The organism is Photobacterium sp. BZF1, assembly GCF_014349205.1.
Lineage (GTDB): Bacteria > Pseudomonadota > Gammaproteobacteria > Enterobacterales > Vibrionaceae > Photobacterium.
In genome coordinates, this window is sequence record NZ_JACSOF010000057.1 from 17645 (window position 1) to 37102 (window position 19458).

The window sequence follows — 19458 nt, forward strand, 5'->3', positions numbered from 1 at the left end:
GCAAGCGCTTGTCAAAAAGTCGAACTGCAGACAGCAAAAAGCCTGTCATTCATCACACATTGGCGAGATTCTATATTGAGATAATGGCTTGGGAAAACCGAGGAAAAGTATGTTTGAAAAGGGTCATCAAAAGATGAGATTGAACAGACTATTCCGAACCTGGGGACAGTTCGGAATCATAGGAGACCGACACCGTTAGCAGGTTTGATTTTCCACCTTCATACTCGGGGGATGGTCGGTATCGTTCATCTAAGTCTCCAAAAAATAAGTATCGCTTATGCGACGCGGCTAATTGTACGCGCTTCAGTTGGGGTTGCAAGGAGATTTTCCGCCACAATTGACACAAATTATTAATGGTGTCACAGATATTCAACACCATGACATTATGGTGAATTCCGCTTTTGAGGGAAGGCTGAATTTGGCATCTGACAAGCATAAAAAAACGGCCTGCTTCAGCAGGCCGTTTTGTACTGTGTTACATTCGTAAAAGAGCGATTATGCGTCTTTAATACGAGCGTGTAGTTCTTGTACTGATGTCACCTTGTTACGGTCATCAGCAGCCCAAGCCATACAGGTTGCGAACGCTGCGTTTAGCGTAGTGGTGTAGTTCACCTTCTCAGCTAGCGCGCCGCGACGAAGGACTTTCGAGTCTTCGATAGCCTGGCGGCCTTCCGCAGTGTTAACAATGTACGAGTACTCATTGTTCTTGATACGGTCAAGAATGTGAGGACGGCCTTCATGTACCTTGTTCACAAGACGAGGGTTGATGCCCGCTTCACCTAGTACAACCGCAGTACCGTGGGTAGCATCTAGCTCGTAACCTTGTTTAACCAGCTTAGAAGCTAGGTCAACAACACGCTGCTTGTCATTACCGCGAACAGACAGTAGTGCACGGCCTTTCGCTTGCTTCTCTTTGCCACAGCCTAGTTCCGCTTTGGCAAAAGCTTCTGCAAACGTATCACCCACACCCATTACCTCACCGGTAGAGCGCATTTCTGGGCCTAGTAGTGGGTCGACACCCGGGAACTTGTTGAACGGCAGTACAACTTCTTTCACTGAGTAGTATGGTGGGATGATCTCTTTGGTAAAGCCTTGCGACTCAAGAGATTGGCCTGCCATCACTCGTGCAGCGATTTTCGCCAGTGGTGCACCTGTAGCTTTCGATACGAACGGTACCGTACGTGCAGCACGTGGGTTCACCTCGATAAGGTAAACTTCGTTGTCCTTCACCGCGAACTGGGTGTTCATCAGGCCGCGTACACCAAGTTCGAAGGCTAGCTTCTCAACTTGCTGGCGCATCACATCCTGGATTTCCTGGCTTAGGGTATAAGCTGGAAGTGAACATGCTGAGTCACCTGAGTGAACACCGGCTTGCTCGATGTGCTCCATGATGCCACCGATAACCACACGCTCACCGTCGCAGATAGCATCGATATCAACTTCTGTTGCATCGTCTAGGAAACGGTCAAGCAGAACCGGCGACTCGTTAGACACGCTAACGGCTTCGTTGAAGTAACGGCGCAGGTCAGCTTCGTCGTAAACGATTTCCATCGCACGGCCACCCAGTACGTAAGATGGGCGAACAACGAGTGGGAAGCCGATTTCTTTCGACTTTTCAACCGCTTGCTCCATTGTCGTTACGGTTGCGTTCTCCGGCTGTAGCAAGCCTAGGCGCTCGACAGCAGCCTGGAAGCGCTCACGGTCTTCGGCGCGGTCGATAGCATCCGGGCTAGTACCGATGATAGGCACGCCAGCCGCTTCCAGCGCACGGGCTAGTTTCAGCGGTGTCTGGCCACCGTACTGAACGATAACACCTTTTGGCTTCTCGACGCGTACGATAGACAGTACATCTTCCAGTGTTACCGGTTCGAAGTACAGGCGGTCAGAGGTATCGTAATCAGTCGATACAGTCTCTGGGTTACAGTTAACCATGATGGTCTCGTAACCGTCTTCGCGTAGTGCCAGAGAGGCGTGAACACAGCAGTAGTCGAATTCGATACCCTGACCGATACGGTTCGGGCCACCGCCCAATACCATGATCTTGTCTTTGTCAGTTGGCTGTGCTTCACATTCTTCATCGTATGATGAGTACATGTAAGCAGTGTCAGAAGAGAACTCAGCCGCACAGGTATCTACACGCTTGTAAACAGGGTGGATATCGTACTGGTCGCGCAGCTTGCGGATTTCAGTCTCAGCAACACCTAGTAGCTTGGCCAGACGTGCATCGGCAAAACCTTTTCGCTTGAGCTTGCGAAGAACATCAGCGTTCAGGCCAGCAAAACCGCCCTCTTTTACTTCGCCCTCTAGTTTCACTAGCTCTTCGATTTGAACTAGGAACCAGCGGTCGATGTTAGTTAGGTTGAACACGCCATCTACAGATAGGCCTGCACGGAATGCGTCAGCGATGTACCAGATACGCTCGGCACCCGCATCTTTCAGCTCGTGACGGATAGTTGTCAGTGCGTCAGGCGCATCCAGGTCAACCATTTCGTCGAAGCCGTTCGCGCCAACTTCTAGGCCGCGAAGTGCTTTTTGTAGAGATTCCTGCTGGTTACGACCAATAGCCATTACCTCACCAACCGACTTCATCTGTGTAGTCAGACGGTCGTTTGCACCGGCGAATTTCTCGAAGTTAAAGCGAGGGATCTTGGTAACAACGTAGTCGATAGTTGGTTCGAACGACGCTGGTGTCGCGCCACCAGTGATGTCGTTCATCAACTCGTCAAGGGTAAAGCCGATAGCCAGTTTCGCTGCCACTTTCGCGATTGGGAAACCTGTTGCTTTAGATGCCAGCGCCGAAGAGCGAGATACACGCGGGTTCATCTCGATGATAACCATACGGCCATCTTTCGGGTTGATACCAAACTGTACGTTTGAACCACCGGTTTCAACACCGATTTCACGCAGTACGGCTAGCGATGCGTTACGCATCAGCTGGTATTCTTTGTCTGTTAGGGTCTGCGCCGGTGCAACCGTGATTGAGTCACCGGTGTGGATACCCATAGCATCGAAGTTTTCGATTGAACATACGATGATGCAGTTGTCGTTCTTGTCACGAACCACTTCCATCTCGTACTCTTTCCAACCAATCAAAGATTCGTCGATAAGCAGTTCGTTGGTTGGTGACAGGTCCAGACCACGGCGACAGATTTCTTCGAACTCTTCTTTGTTATAAGCGATACCACCACCGGTACCACCCATAGTAAATGAAGGACGGATAATACATGGGAAGCCAACCATATCGAGAACTTTGTAAGCTTCTTCCATGGTTTTCGCGGTATCAGCACGTGGACACTCAAGGCCGATTGATTTCATTGCCGCATCGAAGCGAGAGCGGTCTTCGGCTTTGTCGATAGCGTCAGCTGTCGCACCGATCATTTCTACGCCGAACTCTTCCAGTACGCCGTGCTTCTCAAGATCCAGCGCACAGTTCAGTGCTGTCTGGCCACCCATAGTCGGTAGTACCGCATCTGGGCGCTCTTTTTCGATGATCTTGCGGACTACTTCCCAGTGGATTGGCTCGATGTATGTCGCATCAGCCATCTCTGGGTCAGTCATAATGGTAGCTGGGTTCGAGTTAACCAGGATAACTCGGTAGCCTTCTTCACGTAGGGCTTTACACGCCTGGGCACCTGAGTAGTCAAACTCACATGCCTGGCCGATAACGATCGGACCAGCACCTAGGATTAGAACACTTTTAATATCAGTACGTTTTGGCATTGCTTAATTACTCCGGCTTAGGCGCTGTGCTGCTTAATTAGGTCGATGAAGTGATCAAATAGTGGCGCTGCATCGTGTGGGCCTGGGCTAGCTTCAGGGTGACCCTGGAAGCTGAAGGCAGGCTTGTCAGTACGATGGATACCTTGAAGCGAACCGTCAAACAGTGACTTGTGGGTCGCACGAAGGTTTTCAGGCAGCGTTGCTTCATCAGCGGCAAAGCCGTGGTTCTGGGAGGTGATCATCACCACATCACGGTCAAGATCTTTAACCGGGTGGTTAGCACCGTGGTGACCAAATTTCATTTTCACCGTTTGTGCACCTGAGGCCAGCGCAAGGATCTGGTGGCCAAGGCAGATACCGAAAATTGGTAGGCCTTTTTCTAGGAACACTTTTGTTGCTTCAATTGCATAAGTACATGGCTCTGGGTCGCCAGGGCCGTTTGACAGGAATACACCGTCTGGGTTCAGGGCCAGTACTTCTTCAGCTGAAGTCTGGGCAGGAACAACAGTCAGGCGGCAGCCACGGTCAACCAGCATGCGCAGGATATTGCGCTTGGCACCGAAATCGTAAGCCACAACATGGTATGGCAGCTCGCTGTCATCTTTCGCTTCTGGCAGGCCGCCTTCTAGCGTCCATGAACCTTGTTTCCACTGGTAAGCTTCAGAAGTTGTCACTTCTTTAGCCAGATCCATGCCTTTCAGGCCTGGGAACTCTTTCGCCTTCGCCAGTGCTAGCGCTTCGTCCAGGTTGTTACCCGCTACGATGCAACCGTTCTGTGCACCTTTCTCGCGCAGTAGGCGAGTTAGCTTACGGGTATCGATATCGGCGATGCCAACGATGTTCTGGGATTTCAGATAATCAGAAAGGGACTGCTGATTACGGAAGTTAGAAGCGATAAGAGGGAGGTCGCGAATCACCAAGCCTTGCGCATGGATTGAGGAGGATTCTTCGTCTTCGGAATTAGTTCCGGTATTGCCAATATGAGGATAAGTAAGAGTAACAATCTGCTGAGAATAAGAAGGGTCGGTGAGAATTTCCTGATACCCCGTCATTGAGGTATTAAAAACAACTTCACCAACGGCCGAACCATCTGCCCCAATGGACACGCCGCGGAACACTGTCCCATCTTCCAGGACTAACAGCGCTGATTTGCTCAAGACAACCTCCAAAAATATAAAAATGCAGTTAAAACAGATAAAGTTGCAATTACCCATTCCATACAAAGTCAAAACGCGAGTCAAGCCGAATTTTGACAAATTGCGCGCATTCTAGAGACGGTATCGAAATCTGTCAACAGATCACGAAAAATAAATTTATTTTTTAGCCTGCCCACCACCAAAACCAGCAAAGACGGGCAAAACGTTAAGAAAACCCCACCTTTTGACGGTTCTTTTTTCTACCCAGATCCAGTTTATCGTTTGCCTAAATTCAACCAAAAGCAAAAACAAAAAACTCTCGGCTTGATGCGAAAACACGCCAACTTTACCGATCATTTTGGACAGGTAACCAAAAAAACATAACAAAGCCAACAAAATAAACACTAAAAGCAGGAAAATACCGTCAATTTAAGAAAAAGCGGACAACACGTACACTGACCGACAACAAAGTGGCTGATTATGCACTCACTAAGCATATCGGCCACTTCAATTAGCGATAAAAATCCCCTGTAGGTATATTGCGTACCTTTTGCTTTTTACGTTTTTTGGTTAAGGCCACCTGTCCAGCATAGTCGACAGGTATAAAAAAACCGGCCAACTGGCCGGTTTTTTAACATTCATTACAGCTCATCGAGCCCTAGCACATCATGCATGGTATAGAAGCCCGCCGGCTTGCTATTGAGCCACGCAGCTGCGCGGACAGCGCCGCTGGCAAAGGTCATTCTATCCGTCGCCTTATGGGTAATTTCCACCCGCTCGCCGATATCAGCAAACATTGCGGTGTGCTCACCGACGATGTCGCCAGCGCGGATCGTCGCAAAACCAATCTCATCACGGCTTCGCTCACCGGTGATCCCTTCGCGGGCGTAAACAGCCACATCGCTCAGTTTGTTACCCATGGCACCGGCAATTGCCTCACCCATACCGATCGCGGTACCAGACGGGGCATCAACCTTATGGCGGTGGTGGGCTTCAATGACTTCGATATCGCAGTAATCGCCCATTACCTTGGCAGCTTTTTCCAACAGTTTGAACACCAGGTTGACACCGACACTGTAGTTTGGCGCCATCACAACAGGCACTGATTCGGCAGCCTTATCGATCTGGGCACGCTCTTCATCACTGAAGCCCGTCGTACCGATAACAATTTTCTTGCCGTGCTGCTGGCAAAAAGCCAGATTCGCCAAGGTTGCTACTGGTGCTGTAAAGTCGATAAGTACATCAAAGTCATCAGCCGCCTTAACCAAATCCTCGACGATAATCACCGATACCGGACCAATACCTGCCAACTCACCGGCATCGGCACCAATCAATGTCGACTCAGGACGCTCGGTCGCTGCACCCAATACTGCCTGCTCTGACAAATGTGTCGCTTTTAGTAGCTGACGGCCCATACGTCCTGCCGCGCCAGCAATCGCAATTCTCACCATTGCGCTTTATCTCCCTGGTTCTATGTTCTCTATGCTCCCCAATGTAGCCTGTTGAGAAAGATAAAAAAAGCCCCAGCAATGGCTGGGGCTGATAAATTCACTAAACCGACCTTGGGCCGAGGATGGTTAGACGTTCTTGACCTGCAATTCACGAGGTACTTCGAAGAACATGTTCTCTTCACGACCGGTCAACTCATCAACACTGGCATCGGTCAGAGACTGGATGCGGGCAATGATCTGGTTCACTAGCTCTTCCGGTGCCGATGCACCTGCAGTAATACCGATTTTCGCTTTACCTTCAAACCACGCCTGATCAATATCTTCAGGGCAATCGGTCAGATAGCCTGGCGTACCCAGTTTCTCTGCCAGTTCACGCAGGCGGTTCGAGTTTGACGAGTTCTTCGAACCCACTACGATCATCACATCGACATCGGTCGACATTTCGCGCACGGCATCCTGGCGATTTTGGGTCGCGTAGCAGATATCATCTTTACGTGGGCCCTGGATCTCAGGAAATACCTCACGTAGTTTGTCGATTACATCCGCCGTCTCATCAACTGACAGGGTCGTCTGGCTGACGTAGTGCAGATTGCTCGGATCTTTGACAGTTAGCGTCTCAACATCTTCTGGTTTCTCGACCAGATACATGCCACCAGCCTCACTCGCATATTGCCCCATCGTGCCTTCAACTTCTGGGTGTCCGGCATGGCCGATCAACACCACTTCCATATTGCGGCGGCTAGCACGTGCCACTTCCATATGGACCTTAGTTACCAGCGGACAGGTCGCATCGAACACCGTCAACTGACGTGCTTTTGCTTCATTGCGAACTGCCTGCGATACCCCGTGGGCAGAGAAAATCACAATATTGTCGTCCGGTACTTCATGCAACTCTTCGACAAAAATGGCACCGCGCTGCTTCAACCCCTCGACAACAAAGCGGTTGTGCACCACTTCATGGCGGACGTAAATAGGCGGCTGGTACATTTCCAGCGCACGCTCAACAATACTGATGGCTCGGTCTACACCGGCACAAAAACCCCGAGGGTTCGCGAGTAAGATTTTCATTGCTAACGGCTCTTAGTTTTCAATGGCAACGACTTCAACTTCGAAAGTCACACGCTGCCCTGCAAGCGGGTGATTGAAATCAACGGTCACAGAGTCACCGAGAACTTCTGTAATGATGCCCGGGATATCGCTGCCGTCTGGACCGGCAAAAGCGATAATATTGCCGACCTCGGCCGGGGCATCAGTACCAAATTTGGTACGGTCAACATGGTGGATGTTATCTGGGTTTGGCAAGCCAAACGCATCTTCCGGTTCAAGGTCGAAGCTGCTCTTCTGCCCTTGTGCCAAGCCCAGCAGACATTTTTCGAAATTGTCTGTCAGGCTGCCATCCCCCATCCTAAATTTTGCCGGTTTTCCCATTGCCTGGGTTGAATCTGCCACTGAGCCATCTTCTAATTTGATGGCAAAGTGCATGAGAACTTCACTGCTTTCCGTAATGACCGACATGTAGGGTTCCTTTCTCTTTAGTTATACCCGCCCATTTAACAACAAAGCGCCGCCCGTATCAACGGACGGCGCTTAGGGATATAAGCCAAGATCGAGGTTAGTGCTTAACGGCTTGCTTTTTCTTGTCTTTATCAGACAAGAACCCATCGAGGATAATCAGACCAGCACCAATACAAATGCCCATGTCGGCAATATTGAAAGCCGGCCAGTGGTAAGTCCCGACATAAAAGTCGAGGAAATCGACCACATAACCATGGTACAAGCGGTCAAACAGATTACCCAATGCCCCACCAATGATCAGGGCATAGGAGATATTGGCCAGTTTCTGCTTGGCCGGAAGCTTGCGCATCCAGAATATCAGCATGGCACAAACCCCGAGAGCTATCGCTGCAAACAGCCACCGCTGCCAACCGCCAGCATCACTCAAAAAGCTAAAAGCCGCCCCAGTATTATGGACGTAAAGCAGATTAAAGAATGGCAGCAGTTCAATACGGTTTGGCCAACCGTACTCCATGGTGTTCATGACCAGCAGCTTACTGCCGATATCAACAATGAACACCAGAGCCGCTAGCCATAGCCAGCGAACTCCAGATTGCTTCAGCGATAGTCCGTTTTCAGACGATAACTTACTCATTAGGCAAACTTACGCTCTTCACCTTCACCTTCGACATTGCTGACACAACGACCACAAATCTCTTCGTGACCTTCGATAGTGCCAACATCGGCAACGTGGTGCCAACAACGGTCACACTTCGCCGCTTCTGATGCTTTCACGGTTACAAACAAACCTTCAACGTCAGTATCCTGTGCGCCTTCTGGCTTGCTATCTGCAACAACTACCTCTGCTTTAGAGGTTAGCAGAACAAAGCGTAGTTCATCTTCTAGCTTGTTCAGCTTGGCAGCAAGTGCTTCAGATGCGTGTAGCGTTACTTCAGCCTGTAGCGCACCACCGATGACTTTGTCCTTACGTGCACCTTCAAGCAGCTTGTTCACCGCGCCACGTACCGTTTGGATTTCAGCCCAGAACTCATTGTTCAGCTCTTCACCTTCGGTTAGACCGAACAGACCTTCGAACCACTCACCAGTGAACACGAACTTGTCGCGCTGGCCTGGCATTTCGTTCCAGATCTCATCAGCAGTGAACGACATGATTGGTGCCATCCAACGAACCAGTGCTTCTACGATGTAGTATAGTGCGGTCTGGCAGCTACGCTGGGCATGGCCACCACGCTTCGCGGTGTACTGACGGTCTTTGATCACATCCAGGTAGAATGAGCCCATTTCAACCGAGCAGAACTGCATCAGACGCTGGGTAACCGCGTGTAGGTTGTACTCACCGTAAGCTTTGATGATTTCTTCCTGCGCAGCCATCGCACGGCCAACAGCCCAGCGATCCAGTGCAACCATCTCTTCTGGTGCCACTAGGTCAGTTTCAGGGTTGAAGCCGCTTAGGTTCGCCAGGAAGAAACGAGAAGTGTTACGGATACGACGGTAAGCATCAGCAGAACGCTTCAGGATTTCATCAGAAACCGCAACTTCACCGGTGTAGTCAGTCGATGCAACCCATAGGCGCAGAATGTCAGCACCCAGCTTGTTGGTCACATCTTTCGGTGCCACAACGTTACCGATTGACTTAGACATCTTACGGCCCTGGCCATCAACCACGAAACCGTGGGTCAGCACTTGCTTGTAGGGTGCCTCGCCTTTCATCGCTACTGAAGAGATCAGTGAAGACTGGAACCAACCACGGTGCTGGTCAGAACCTTCCAGGTATAGATCAGCGCTGTTGCCGTTGTACTCTTCGCGGCTATCAACCACAGAGAAGTGAGTCACGCCCGAGTCAAACCAGACATCTAGGGTATCCAGTACTTTTTCGTACTTGGCTGCATCTTCTTCACCCATGATCTCTGCTGGGTCTAGATCCCACCATGCCTGGATACCTTTTTGCTCAACAAGCTGTGCAACCTTCTCGATCAGCTCTGAGCTTTTCGGGTGAAGATCTTGCGTTTCTTTGTGGACAAACAGGGCAATTGGCACACCCCAGGTACGCTGACGTGAGATACACCACTCAGGGCGACCTTCAACCATACCTTCGATACGGCTCTGGCCCCACTCAGGCATCCACTCAACCGCTTTGATTTCTTCAAGTGCTTTAGCACGTAGGCCAGCCTGATCCATCGAGATGAACCACTGAGGCGTAGCACGGAAGATGATTGGTGTCTTGTGGCGCCAGCAGTGCGGGTAGCTGTGCTCGTAAGCATGGTGATGCAGTAGCGCACCGTGCTCTTTCAATGTTTCGACAACGGCATCGTTGGCTTTGAATACGTGCTGACCGGCAAATAGCTCGGTATCCGGCAGGTAAACACCATTGCTACCTACAGGGTTAGCCACTTCAAGGCCGTACTTCTGGCCTACCGCGAAGTCTTCCTGACCGTGGCCCGGAGCTGTGTGTACACAACCCGTACCTGATTCAGTCGTTACGTGATCGCCAAGGATTACCGGTACAGTAAAGCTGTAGAACGGGTGGTTGAATTGCATCAACTCCAGATCAGCACCTTTACAGAAGCCAAGGTTGTGGAAGTGCTCGATACCTGCACGGTCCAGCACATCTTTCGCCAGTTCAGAAGCAACGATCAGACGCTCTTTCTTCTCACCTTCAACCTGGATAAGTACGTATTCCAAGTCATCACGTACTGCAACCGCGCGGTTGGCAGGCAATGTCCAAGGCGTTGTGGTCCAGATAACGATTGAGATATCGCCTTCACCGGCATGGCCGTCAGCACACTGGAACTTAGCGACAGTTGCTGCTTCGTCAGCCGCTTTGAAGCGAACATCGATAGATGGAGAGACTTTGTCTTTGTATTCCACTTCAGCTTCAGCCAGTGCAGAACCACAGTCTGTACACCAGTGAACAGGCTTGAAGCCTTTTAGCAGGTGGCCCTGATCGGCAATCTTGCCCAGAGAGCGGATGATGTTGGCTTCAGTGCCAAAATCCATAGTGCGGTATGGCTTGTCCCACTCACCCAAAACACCCAGGCGTACAAAGCTTTCTTTCTGGCCTTCAACCTGACCGGCAGCATAAGTGCGGCACTTCTCGCGGAATTCCGCAGCAGTAACCTTGTGGCCAGGCTTGCCGACTTTCTTCTCTACCATCAGCTCGATAGGAAGACCGTGACAGTCCCAACCAGGAATGTATGGCGCATCAAAGCCTGACAGAGTCTTTGACTTAATAATAATGTCTTTAAGAATCTTGTTTAGCGCGTGACCAATGTGAATATCACCGTTGGCATATGGAGGGCCATCGTGTAGTACGAAGGATTTCTTACCCTTCTTGGCTTTACGAATTTCACCGTAAAGATCTTCATCGTACCAACGCTTAAGCATTGCAGGCTCACGCTGAGCTAGGTTGCCTCGCATCGGAAACCCTGTTTCAGGCAGGTTCAGGGTATCTTTATAGTCGCTCATTGATTCTCGATTCCGTTACTTGGGCGAAGTTGGACATTATTACGCTCAGCCAGCCACACCCGTGCTGACTGCGCATCACGCTCGATTTGTGCTTTTAACGCATCAAATGATTCAAATTTTATCTCGTCGCGCAACTTATGACAGAGCACAACGTCAATCTGGGCCCCATAGAGGTCAGATTGGAAGTCAAACAGGTGTACTTCCAATTGGCGGCGTACACCGTTTACCGTCGGCCGACGACCAACATTGGCAACCCCGGCAAGCGGAGTCTCTGCCACGCCGTGGACTTCGACGGCATAAACGCCAGAAACCGGAGAAACCCGGCGTTTAAGTGGGACGTTAGCTGTCGGAAAACCGATAGTCCGTCCTAATTTTCGACCATGGGAAACGCGCCCGCTAATACTGAACGGACGTCCTAGCATGGACTCTGCCAGCGCAAGCTTATCGTCGGCCAATGCCTGACGGATAGCGGTGCTGCTGACACGCTGCTCGGAGACACAGAAGCTCTGGGTACTCACCACAGTAAAACCATGTTCTTTCCCGGCAGCTTCTAGCATCGCGAAATCACCGCTACGGCCTTTACCGAAGCGAAAATCGTCGCCAACTACCAGAAACTTAACACCCAATTGCTCAACCAACAAGCGGCGGACAAAATCTTGTGCCGTCAAACTGGCAAAGTGACGATTGAAATTGACACACAGGAAACGCTCCAAACCTTGCTCTTTCAAGCGTAAGTATTTGTCACGAAAGCGAGTTAATCGCGCTGGTGCCTTATCGCCGGCAAACAGCTCCTGAGGCTGGGGTTCAAAGCTCATCACTGTCGCCGGACAGCCAAGCGCCTTCGCCTTGGCCATGACATTGCTAAGCACTGCCTGGTGACCTAGGTGAACACCATCAAAATTACCAATCGTCAGCACACAACCACGGTGCTCGGGCTGGATATTATGTATTCCTCGGATCAATTCCATGCGTCAAGTTCATTTTCGCAGAGTGAAAAACTGACGGATTATATACTACTCTGAACCCATCATACCAATCTGAATCATATTCAGGCGATTTTGCGGGTAAATTATCACCACCCGCAATACCATTTAACTCGCGGCCTTTAGGTGGCGGGGACGCACGCCCATCAACATCACAGCAACCAGATACACCCCGGCACCGGCACCAATAAGACCGGCCAACCACAGCGCACGATTAGCCAAAGTCCACTCCAACCACACAGCCATCTCTGGCAGAAGCCACAACAGGGTGCCGACCATCGCTGCGCCCGCGACGACGAGGCGCAGGACGAACCACAGGGTTTCACCCGTCACCTTGTACACGCCGGTAATGTGCAGGCCACGGTAAAGCAGGGCTGCATTAACCAATGCCGACAGTGCCGTTGCCATCGCCAGGCCAACATAACCGTAGAAATAGGCGAAGATAGCATTGAAGAACATGTTGGTTACCATCGCAACGATACCAAACTTCACCGGGGTTTTAGTATCCTGCCTTGCGTAGTAGCCCGGTGCCAATACCTTGATCAACATAAAGTTAAGCAGGCCAGAGGCATAAGCCAGCAGTGACATGGACGCCATCTGCACATCGTTGGGGCTGAATTCGCCGCGCATAAACAGCACCATCAGCATCGGCTTGGCCAGCACCATCAACCCGAGCATGGCTGGGATCCCCAGCAGCAGTACCATACGCACGCCCCAGTCCATAGTATGGGCAAATTGCTCCGGACTTTGATCCACGTGCTTGCGCGACAGCGCCGGTAGGATCACCGTCGCAATGGCAATACCGAACAAACCCAGCGGGAACTCCAGCAAGCGGTCTGAATAATACAGCCAACTGATAGAACCCGTTGTCAGGAAACTGGCAATAAAGGTATCAAACAACAAGTTGATTTGGCTAACAGAAACACCGAATAGGGCCGGGATCATCAAGGTACGGATCTTTACCACCCCAGGGTCGTTCCATCCCCATTTCGGTTTGACCAGCATCCCTTCTTTATACAAGAACGGTAGTTGGAACAGGAACTGGATCAGGCCACCGAGGAATACCCCGAGCGCCAGGCCAATTTCCGGCTGGCTCAAGTTCGGTGACACAAACCATGCACACCCAATGATCGCCACGTTTAGAAATACCGGGGTAAACGAGGAAACCGCAAATTTACCCAAGGTATTGAGGATCGCCCCCGACAACGCCACAAAGGTAATGAACCATAGGTAAGGGAAGGTGATTTTCAGCAACAGGCTTGCCAGCTCAAATTTTGGCGCTGATGGGCCATCATTGAGCCAATCGATAAACCAACCGGCGCCAAACAGGGCTGTCACTACACCAGAGCCCAGGATACCCAACAGGGTGACAATCGAAACAATTACCCCCAAGGTACCCGAGGCCCGCGCAATCAGCTGGCGGGTGCGGTCCATCTCGCCGGATGCATGATATTCCGTTAGTACCGGGACGAAAGCCTGTGAGAAGGCGCCTTCGGCAAACAGTCGCCGTAGGAAGTTAGGGATTTTGTTGGCGAAGAAGAAAACATCGGCCGCCGCCCCGGCCCCCATCAGGTTGGCGACAACCACATCGCGCACCAAACCAAGCACTCGAGAGACCAATGTCATGGTGCTGACAATCAATCCTGAGCGCAAAAGACGCTTGCTCACAAAAAAAACCTCATAAAGATGGCCCCAAAAGGTGACTTCCGTTGCCAAATGCTGGTAAAATCTGCCGCCATATTAACCGTGTTAATCCGCAAGTGCCAATTCAATTGGTTAGGCGGTTATTTGCACAAATCATTTGACAATCTTTGGCTAAACAGGCATAGTCCTCGGCCTTAAAATGTCACCGTACCAAGTTTTGGAGTTATACCCTTGGCTAACATCAAATCTGCTAAGAAACGTGCGATCACTTCAGAAAAACGTCGCCAGCACAACGCTAGCCGTCGTTCTATGATGCGTACTTTCTTCAAGAAAGTTATTGCTGCTATCGAAGCGGGCAACAAAGAAGCTGCTACTCAAGCTTTCGCTGAAATGCAACCTGTTATGGATCGCATGGCTACTAAAGGCCTGATCCACAAAAACAAAGCTGCACGTCACAAAGCTCGTCTAGCTGCTAAAATCAAAGCTCTTTAATCTGAGTTTCTGATTTCGATAAAAAAACCGGCTTACGCCGGTTTTTTTATATCTGCTTTTTAGCCATCGTTGCGCTGCTAGGTCCCGCAATACATCTTGTGTAGCAACTGGATCATCGCTTTGACCTCATCGCTCTTGAGGCGGTAATACACCGTCTGAGCTTCTTTCCTTGTTTCTACCAGGCCATCACGCCGCAACCAGGCCAGATGCTGCGACAGTGCCGACTGGCTAAGGCCCAACCGCTCGCTCATCATCCCGACCGACATTTCTTCTTCCAATAAGTAACAAAGGATGAATAGACGCCTTTCGTTGGCCATTGCTTTTAGCAGAGCTACGGCTTTAGGGGCATTCTGCTCCATTTGCTGTAGTTCCATACTGCTACCACCTGTCAATTAAGTTAACGCTAATGTACTTAATTTAAACATGGTTTTCTAGCACGCAGTATGGATATTTGAATCAAATGAACAAAAATCAGCAACTTTATTTAAACAGTTTTCTAAAGTCTGCCTCACATATGCGTTTTACCGCAGGGTGCATGATCATTCGCTCAGCAAAGATGACGTAGTACTCTTCCTTGATCTCCTTCACCCGCTTGACCTCACGGATGTTATGGGTGGTGTCTTCCAGTTCGGCGGCATAGATAGAAGGCGCGACGAACATCGACTGCTGATACAAGCCAAAGGCTTTCATCAAGGCTGCATCATCAAATTCACCAAGGATATTCGGTGTAATCCCCATCTGATCAAACCAATGGATAAGCTTGCGCCCCATCGCCGTACGTCGGCCCGGTATCAGCAGCTTATAGTCTTCAATACAGGCAGGGAAGTTCAGCGGCTTGTCTGGTTCATTGCAGAAAAAGCTCATGGTCGACTCACCCAGCTTCTTGCTGTAGAGGCCTGGACTCTGGGTGGAGTCCACCGGGCAATCCGACAAGATCATATCCAGCTTATGCTGTGACAGCTGCTCAAGCAGCATTTCGTGGGTCGATTCATAGCAACGCAAGTGTATGCGCTCGTCTTCTGGCAAACCTTCCATCAACACTTTACTGACGAGGCGTTTTGACAACGCATCGGCCACGCCCACTTCCAGCAACAAGTTCTCGCGCTGGGTGTAGTTGACGATATCGAGCATCTCATAGCTGAGGTCAAACATCTTGTCGGCATACTTAAAGACCAGCTGGCCCAACTCGGTCGGTTCGATGTTACGACCAACACGTTTGGTCAGCTTACCCTTTAAACGCTCTTCCAGCGCCCGGATCTGTCCGGTAACCGTCTGCGGCGCCAAAAACAGCGCATCGGCAGCCTTGGTGACTGAGCCTTGCTTGCAGACCATCCAGAAGTAATAAAGGTGGTTGTAGTTTAGGTGAGACATGTTTAGCAACCATTTTCCATAAGCAGTGTCATTCCAATCGGGATGGGCAAGCGTCAACGGAGACGTTGAACTACCGAGTACAAGAAGAGTATACAGTAACGGGGTTACAAAATGCTGATGACGTAGTCGGTCTTGTTAACCAGCAACTTAGACTATGAAGGTGCTGATTGGAAATCACACTGCCCTAAAATAAAAAATCCCAGAAGCCAGCTTACGCTTAGCTTCTGGGCGCTTCAACCGTAATCATTCATTCACAAATGAAATATTACACTTATTCAGTTTTCATACATCGAAAAAAATGTTTATCACTCTGATGTTGAAGCCGTTTTTTGATCCATCACGGACATTTTGCGGTAACGCTCGCCCACGCGCTGCTCAAGCGCCCTGGAACGGAACGGGCTATCATTTTCAACCATGGCGGTAGTTTCTGCTGCCGATTTACCCTGGTTCAAACCTGCTAGGTAGGCCTGGCAGACATCTGAGCTGTCATCTTGGTTGCAGCTTTGGTAATCCGGTACTGCCATTGCTGTCGCAGACACCATGAGCCCAACAATCATCATTGCGCGTTTCATATTACACCTCCACTTTCCTTGGCAATACCCCTTGGCAACGAACGGCTAAGCATCATATAGCCAATAACCGCTGATACCGTCGACCCCAACAGGATGCCCAATCGAGAGTAAGTACTGAACTCCTCCGGTGCGCCAACAAAGGCCAGCGACGAGATGAAGATAGACATGGTAAAACCGATACCACACAGTACTGAGACCGCAAAAATCTGCCTGAACCCAATGCCTTCCGGCATACTTGCCAAACCGGTTTTAATCGCCAGATAACTTGCGGTGAAAATGCCTAGGGGCTTACCGATCATCAGACCGAGGGCAATACCCAATGGCAACATAGATGTCAGGCCACTTAGGGATACGCCTTCTAGCGAAATACCGGCGTTGGCAAAGGCAAACACTGGCAAGATAAAGAAGGCCACATACGGGTGTAGGGCATGCTCCATTTTCTTGAGCGGTGAATGCTCGTCTGACAAACCGTTATCGCCGGATAGCGGAATTGCAAAACCCAATACCACACCTGCCAGTGTTGCATGGACGCCCGACTTCAACACACTGACCCAGAGGATCAGGCCAACAACCACGTACCAAGAAATTTTGGTGACGTTTTTCGCATTCATAATGAAAAGGGCTGCGGTTGATGCGAACGCAACAGCAAGCGCCAATGTCGACAGGTCACTGCTATAGAACAGAGCAATGATCACGATAACACCCAAGTCATCGATAATCGCTAGCGCCAACAGGAATACTTTCAAGGTGACCGGAACACGGCTACCTAACAGCGCCATGATACCCAATGCGAAGGCAATATCGGTGGCAGCAGGGATCGCCCACCCTTTCACTGCTAATGGGTCGGCAAAATTGAACAAGGTATAAACCAGCGCCGGCGCGATCATCCCACCTACGGCGGCGATAGCCGGGAAAATGGCTTTTTCTTTGGTGTTCAGCGCCCCTTCGATAAGTTCACGCTTCACTTCCAAACCAATCAACAGGAAGAACACAGCCATCAGACCATCGTTGATCCAATGTGAAATAGACAAACCTGCGACATAGGTGTGCAGTGTGCCGTTATACAGGTCTTGCAGTGGGGAGTTCGCAATCAGCATGGCCAACGCCGCTGCGATGATCAGGATTATCCCACCAGCAGACTCTAGTTTTAAGAATTTACGAATCGCATCGGTCATCGACCGGAACTCCTTTTCGTGAAACAAATGTCACAATAAAAATGTAAATTTAGTTTAGACGTCACAGCACTAAACTGTTAAATCGTTTGTTCAGAATATACATATCGGTAAAACCGAATAATACACCCCCAATACAAGCAATATCCGTACTGTCCAATTTACGTTGTCATCTTTGTCATTTTTAACTGTTCAAAAAGCCATCGATAACTAATAAATTCTAAAAAAAACGCAATTACAAGAGAAAAAAATTTAACGTCACCATTAATCTTTCAATATTAGAAATAGCTTTAATTTTCATAAAGATAAAATCCAAGTAAATTTTCCATTACACCGACAATCACTGCTTGAACGCACAAAAAGAGCACAAACTTACTTTGTGACAGCAACTGTCATATTTCTGAAATATTCGATCTCTACCATCGCCCCCAGATTTCAAAAATATGAAACCAAAACGACATATTCCTGTCATGGAGAAATGATTATGACTACCCAAGCCTCTACTGCTGAACAGCCAATGAACAGCTCTATGCGCTGGGTCCGCTGGGCTAACCTAGCGTTCATGCTTTACCTACTTCTTGTTGCTGTATCTGTTGTTAGCAGCGGCTTCAAGATGGCGGTTGGCGATCAGGCAAAAACACTATTTGAATTTGCCTCACATCCAATTGCGGGCTTAATGATTGGTGTTATTGCAACAGCACTGACCCAATCTTCGAGCACTACAACATCTATTACTGTAGGCCTAGTTGCAGGTGGCCTGCCGGTTGAAACAGCTATCCCTATGATTATGGGCGCTAACATCGGTACTACGACCACCAACACTCTAGTAAGTCTAGGCCATGCCCGCTGTAAGGAAGAGTTCCGTCGCGCATTTGCTTCGGCAACCATCCATGATGTTTTCAATTTGATCGCTGTAGCAATCTTTCTTCCTTTGGAAATCATGTTTGGCCTTATGGACCGCCTCTCAGAGTGGCTAGTATCGCCAATGATGGCAGCTGGTGACATGAGCGCAGCTAACGGTCTGAACTTCATGAAGGTACTGACAGGTCCGGCAACAGATTTGTTTAAATCAGTTGGTGGAATGTTCCCTGCAACCACAGGCGGTATCGTTATGATCGTAATGGGTATCGCTATTATCATGATTGCAATCAGCGTGATGGGTAAACTGATGCGTAGCCTGATGGTTGGTCGTGCCCGTGATATCCTGAAATCAGCGATTGGCCGTGGTCCAATTCACGGTATCGCATCAGGGAGTGTTGTAACGATTTTGGTACAATCATCATCGACAACCACCAGCCTGATGGTACCGCTAGTAGGTACTGGTGTTCTGAAGGTTCGTGATGTTTACCCATTTACCGTCGGTGCAAACATCGGTACTTGTATTACAGCCCTTATCGCAGCGACTTCTGCCAGTGGTGAATACGCAGTGTTTGCCCTACAGATCGCCCTGGTTCACCTGGCTTTCAACGTACTGGCTACCCTGATTATATTCGGTATCCCATTCCTACGTGAGCTTCCTGTCAAAGGCGCATTCTGGCTGGGTGACCTAGCTGCTAAAAGCAAGCTGGCTGTTGTGGGTTACCTTGTTACGTTATTCCTACTGTTACCTGGTATTATCCTGGCGTTTACTGCCTAAAACGGAAAAAGTTCGATATTCCTTTAAAACCCGCTTCGGCGGGTTTTTTGTTGATTGTATGAAAAAGGGCGAAGGGCGAAGGGCGAAGGGCGAACCAGATTGTTTGCAAGAGCCTAACCACGTCAAGCTCTTGCTCCTGCTCCTGCTTTGGCTTTTTCTTTTACCCTCGCCCCTGGCCTATCGCCAATGGCCTAGGTTGTTATTTTCTTCCTCTAGCCTCTAGCCTCTAGCCTCTAGCCATAATCCAATCGAGTAGGAGGAGGCCTCACGGCCTCCGTCCTCTCACACCACCGTACAAGCG

At 49.8% G+C, this 19458-nt stretch carries 16 protein-coding genes; 2 read left to right on the forward strand and 14 right to left on the reverse strand.

What is annotated here, in order from left to right; genetic code table 11:
* Positions 1-495 precede the first annotated feature (495 nt).
* The 10 genes from carB to murJ all read right to left on the reverse strand — a co-directional run bounded on the left by carB (position 496) and on the right by murJ (position 13938).
* A complete protein-coding gene (gene carB, locus BIZ37_RS14260) occupies positions 496-3720 on the reverse strand; it encodes a carbamoyl-phosphate synthase large subunit (RefSeq protein ID WP_039469628.1) in 3225 nt (1074 codons plus the stop codon).
* Positions 3721-3737: 17 nt separating this feature from the next.
* Positions 3738-4877 (reverse strand): glutamine-hydrolyzing carbamoyl-phosphate synthase small subunit, encoded by a 1140-nt coding sequence (gene carA, locus BIZ37_RS14265; protein WP_107300354.1) that lies wholly within the window; start codon positions 4875-4877, stop codon positions 3738-3740.
* A gap of 156 nt (positions 4878-5033) precedes the next feature.
* The gene (locus BIZ37_RS14270; RefSeq protein WP_187462068.1) at positions 5034-5213 is read right to left on the reverse strand and encodes a hypothetical protein; all 180 of its coding nucleotides are present in this window, start codon (positions 5211-5213) and stop codon (positions 5034-5036) included.
* Positions 5214-5497: 284 nt separating this feature from the next.
* The gene (gene dapB, locus BIZ37_RS14275) at positions 5498-6307 is read right to left on the reverse strand and encodes a 4-hydroxy-tetrahydrodipicolinate reductase (protein WP_187462069.1); all 810 of its coding nucleotides are present in this window, start codon (positions 6305-6307) and stop codon (positions 5498-5500) included.
* Positions 6308-6433: 126 nt separating this feature from the next.
* Entirely contained in the window at positions 6434-7375 is a 942-nt protein-coding gene (gene ispH, locus BIZ37_RS14280) for a 4-hydroxy-3-methylbut-2-enyl diphosphate reductase (protein WP_187462070.1), read from the reverse strand.
* Positions 7376-7387: 12 nt separating this feature from the next.
* On the reverse strand, positions 7388-7822 hold the full coding sequence (gene fkpB / locus BIZ37_RS14285; protein WP_187462071.1) for an FKBP-type peptidyl-prolyl cis-trans isomerase: 435 nt from the start codon (positions 7820-7822) through the stop codon (positions 7388-7390).
* Positions 7823-7919: 97 nt separating this feature from the next.
* The gene (gene lspA, locus BIZ37_RS14290) at positions 7920-8456 is read right to left on the reverse strand and encodes a signal peptidase II (protein WP_187462072.1); all 537 of its coding nucleotides are present in this window, start codon (positions 8454-8456) and stop codon (positions 7920-7922) included.
* The gene (gene ileS / locus BIZ37_RS14295; protein ID WP_187462073.1) at positions 8456-11287 is read right to left on the reverse strand and encodes an isoleucine--tRNA ligase; all 2832 of its coding nucleotides are present in this window, start codon (positions 11285-11287) and stop codon (positions 8456-8458) included. The genes lspA and ileS overlap by 1 nt, the downstream gene beginning before the upstream one ends.
* Entirely contained in the window at positions 11284-12255 is a 972-nt protein-coding gene (ribF, locus tag BIZ37_RS14300; RefSeq protein WP_187462074.1) for a bifunctional riboflavin kinase/FAD synthetase, read from the reverse strand. Before ribF ends, ileS begins: the two co-directional genes overlap by 4 nt.
* Positions 12256-12378: 123 nt before the next feature.
* Complete coding sequence (gene murJ, locus BIZ37_RS14305; RefSeq protein ID WP_187462075.1) at positions 12379-13938, reverse strand: murein biosynthesis integral membrane protein MurJ; 1560 nt, start codon at positions 13936-13938, stop codon at positions 12379-12381.
* Between the two features lie 207 nt (positions 13939-14145).
* Between murJ and rpsT the strand changes: the two genes are divergently transcribed.
* Positions 14146-14406, forward strand: a complete 261-nt coding sequence (gene rpsT, locus BIZ37_RS14310) for a 30S ribosomal protein S20 (RefSeq protein WP_036799376.1) — start codon at positions 14146-14148, stop codon at positions 14404-14406.
* A gap of 77 nt (positions 14407-14483) precedes the next feature.
* On the opposite strand, the gene BIZ37_RS14315 is transcribed toward rpsT, so the two are convergent.
* From BIZ37_RS14315 to nhaA, 4 genes are all read right to left on the reverse strand, one after another.
* Positions 14484-14780: a metalloregulator ArsR/SmtB family transcription factor gene (locus BIZ37_RS14315; protein WP_107300363.1), complete on the reverse strand. Its 297-nt coding sequence runs from the start codon at positions 14778-14780 to the stop codon at positions 14484-14486.
* Between the two features lie 106 nt (positions 14781-14886).
* Complete coding sequence (nhaR, locus tag BIZ37_RS14320) at positions 14887-15777, reverse strand: transcriptional activator NhaR (protein ID WP_107300364.1); 891 nt, start codon at positions 15775-15777, stop codon at positions 14887-14889.
* A gap of 305 nt (positions 15778-16082) precedes the next feature.
* Complete coding sequence (locus BIZ37_RS14325) at positions 16083-16349, reverse strand: hypothetical protein (protein ID WP_187462076.1); 267 nt, start codon at positions 16347-16349, stop codon at positions 16083-16085.
* The gene (gene nhaA / locus BIZ37_RS14330; protein WP_187462077.1) at positions 16346-17524 is read right to left on the reverse strand and encodes a Na+/H+ antiporter NhaA; all 1179 of its coding nucleotides are present in this window, start codon (positions 17522-17524) and stop codon (positions 16346-16348) included. The genes BIZ37_RS14325 and nhaA overlap by 4 nt, the downstream gene beginning before the upstream one ends.
* Before the next feature lie 481 nt (positions 17525-18005).
* Between nhaA and BIZ37_RS14335 the strand changes: the two genes are divergently transcribed.
* Positions 18006-19157 (forward strand): Na/Pi symporter, encoded by a 1152-nt coding sequence (locus BIZ37_RS14335; RefSeq protein WP_187462078.1) that lies wholly within the window; start codon positions 18006-18008, stop codon positions 19155-19157.
* Positions 19158-19458: the final 301 nt, after the last annotated feature.